At 43.5% G+C, this 2,476-nt stretch carries 3 protein-coding genes and 1 pseudogene; 3 read left to right on the plus strand and 1 reads right to left on the minus strand.

Features of this window, described 5'->3' with window-relative positions; all coding sequences use genetic code 11:
* A partial coding sequence (locus GMD4S_RS13320) for a putative sulfate exporter family transporter (RefSeq protein WP_008289539.1) occupies positions 1-157 on the minus strand: 157 nt, incomplete at its 3' end.
* Positions 158-308: 151 nt separating this feature from the next.
* Here GMD4S_RS13320 and GMD4S_RS07945 point away from each other — a divergent pair.
* From GMD4S_RS07945 to GMD4S_RS07955, 3 genes and pseudogenes are all read left to right on the plus strand, one after another.
* On the plus strand, positions 309-1,478 hold the full coding sequence (locus GMD4S_RS07945; protein ID WP_000366332.1) for a pyridoxal phosphate-dependent aminotransferase: 1,170 nt from the start codon (positions 309-311) through the stop codon (positions 1,476-1,478).
* Entirely contained in the window at positions 1,475-2,245 is a 771-nt protein-coding gene (gene recO, locus GMD4S_RS07950) for a DNA repair protein RecO (protein WP_000616149.1), read from the plus strand. The genes GMD4S_RS07945 and recO overlap by 4 nt, the downstream gene beginning before the upstream one ends.
* A pseudogene (locus tag GMD4S_RS07955) lies at positions 2,242-2,476 on the plus strand (phosphate acyltransferase PlsX); the annotation flags it as partial. The gene recO and the pseudogene GMD4S_RS07955, both read left to right, overlap by 4 nt.

Genomic DNA, 2,476 nt, shown 5'->3' on the forward strand with positions numbered 1-2,476 from the left:
GTTTGTAGGGTGAGAGCCAGGGGTGGAGGAGCATTCCAGCAAAAATTGCAAAGACAGGTGCACCCACGACGGGGAAAAATCCTCCCAGAAACCAAGATACGATAGAAATGAGAAGGCAGGCCAAGATGCCTGCTCCATTTTTTGATAAAAATGACATATAAACCTCCGAAAATAAGCACTTATTATTATAGTCCTGTTGAGAAGAAAAGTAAAACAGAAAGTGAAAAATGCGGGGTTCAGATGGATTTTGCGGTCAGGGAGCTTTTGTAGTATAATAGTACTATGTTCTGTAAGCAAGGGGGATATCTATGGACTTAACCAAGCGCTTTAATAAACAGTTAGACAAGATTCAAGTTTCCTTGATTCGCCAGTTTGACCAGGCTATTTCGGAGATTCCTGGGGTCTTGCGTTTGACCTTGGGGGAACCTGATTTTACAACGCCAGATCATATCAAGGAGGTAGCCAAGCGAGCCATTGACCAGAACCAATCCTACTATACAGGGATGAGCGGTTTGCTGACTCTACGTCAGGCAGCCAGTGACTTTGTTAAGGAAAAGTACCAACTGGACTATGCTCCTGAAAATGAAATCTTGGTTACAATTGGGGCGACAGAGGCTTTATCTGCTACTTTGACAGCTATTTTGGAAGAGGGAGACAAGGTGCTCTTGCCAGCTCCTGCCTATCCAGGTTATGAACCGATTGTCAATCTGGTTGGGGCAGAGATTGTCGAGATTGATACAACTGAAAATGGTTTTGTTTTGACCCCTGAGATGTTGGAAAAGGCCATTTTGGAGCAGGGTGACAAGCTCAAAGCAGTTATTCTCAACTATCCAGCCAATCCAACTGGAATTACCTATAGTCGAGAGCAGTTGGAAGCCTTGGCAGACGTTTTAGGCAAGTATGAAATTTTCGTTGTTTGTGATGAGGTCTATTCAGAATTGACCTATACAGGGGAAAATCATGTATCATTGGGAACTATGCTGAGAGATCAAGCTATTATTATCAATGGCTTATCTAAGTCCCATGCCATGACTGGTTGGCGTTTAGGCTTTATCTTTGCTCCTGCAGCTTTCACAGCTCAGTTAATCAAGAGTCACCAATATTTGGTTACTGCGGCAAACACCATGGCCCAACATGCTGCAGTAGAAGCCTTGACCGCTGGTAAAAACGACGCAGAGCCTATGAAGAAGGAATACATCCAGCGTCGAGATTATATCATCGAAAAGATGACTGCTCTTGGTTTTGAGATTATCAAACCAGATGGGGCCTTCTATATCTTTGCTAAGATTCCAGCAGGTTACAATCAAGACTCCTTTGCTTTTCTCAAGGATTTTGCCCAGAAGAAGGCTGTTGCCTTTATCCCTGGTGCTGCCTTTGGGCGTTACGGAGAAGGCTATGTTCGCATTTCTTATGCAGCCAGCATGGAAACAATCAGGGAGGCCATGAAACGACTTGAGGAGTACATGAGAGAAGCATGATCCAGTCTATAACGAGTCAAGGTCTCGTACTCTACAATCGTAACTTTCGGGAGGATGATAAGCTCGTCAAAATCTTCACCGAGCAGGCTGGGAAGCGCATGTTTTTCGTCAAACACGCTGGTCAATCCAAACTAGCTCCTGTTATTCAGCCCTTGGTGTTGGCACGATTTCTCTTGCGAATCAATGATGACGGCCTTAGCTACATCGAGGACTACCATGAGGTGATGACCTTTCCCAAAATCAATAGCGACCTCTTTGTCATGGCTTATGCGACTTATGTGGCGGCTCTTGCAGATGCTAGTTTGCAGGATAATCAGCAGGATGCTCCCTTGTTTGCCTTCTTGAGAAAGACTCTAGAGTTGATGGAAGAGGGTTTAGATTATCAGGTTTTGACCAATATTTTTGAAATTCAAATCTTGAACCGATTTGGGATTAGCCTTAATTTTAATGAGTGTGTCTTTTGCCATCGGGTTGGTCAGGCCTTTGACTTTTCTTTCAAATATGGAGCTTGCCTCTGTCCAGATCATTATCATGAGGACGAGAAACGTTGCCATTTAAATCCCAACATCCCTTATTTGCTCAATCAATTTCAAGCCATTGATTTTGAGACCTTGGAGACCATTTCGCTCAAGTCTGAAATCAAGCAAGAGCTACGCCAATTTATGGATCAACTCTACGAAGAGTACGTTGGGATTCACCTTAAATCAAAGAAATTTATTGATTCCCTAGCAGACTGGGGACAATTACTAAAAGAGGAAAACAAATGAAAAAAATTGCAGTAGATGCTATGGGGGGCGATTACGCACCTCAAGCCATCGTTGAGGGTGTCAATCAAGCCCTTGCTGATTTTTCAGATATTGAGATTCAACTCTACGGAGATGAAAGTAAGATCAAGCAATATCTAACGGCGACAGAGCGCGTCAGCATTATCCATACGGATGAGAAAATCAACTCAGACGATGAGCCGACAAAAGCTATCCGTAAGAAGAAAAATGCCA

The organism is Streptococcus sp. GMD4S (assembly GCF_000296955.1).

Bases quoted from the DNA above. Each gene is read 5' to 3' on its own strand.
- GMD4S_RS07945 (WP_000366332.1), top strand. From the start codon at position 309: ATGGACTTAACCAAGCGCTTTAATAAACAGTTAGACAAGATTCAAGTT.
- recO (WP_000616149.1), top strand. From the start codon at position 1,475: ATGATCCAGTCTATAACGAGTCAAGGTCTCGTACTCTACAATCGTAAC.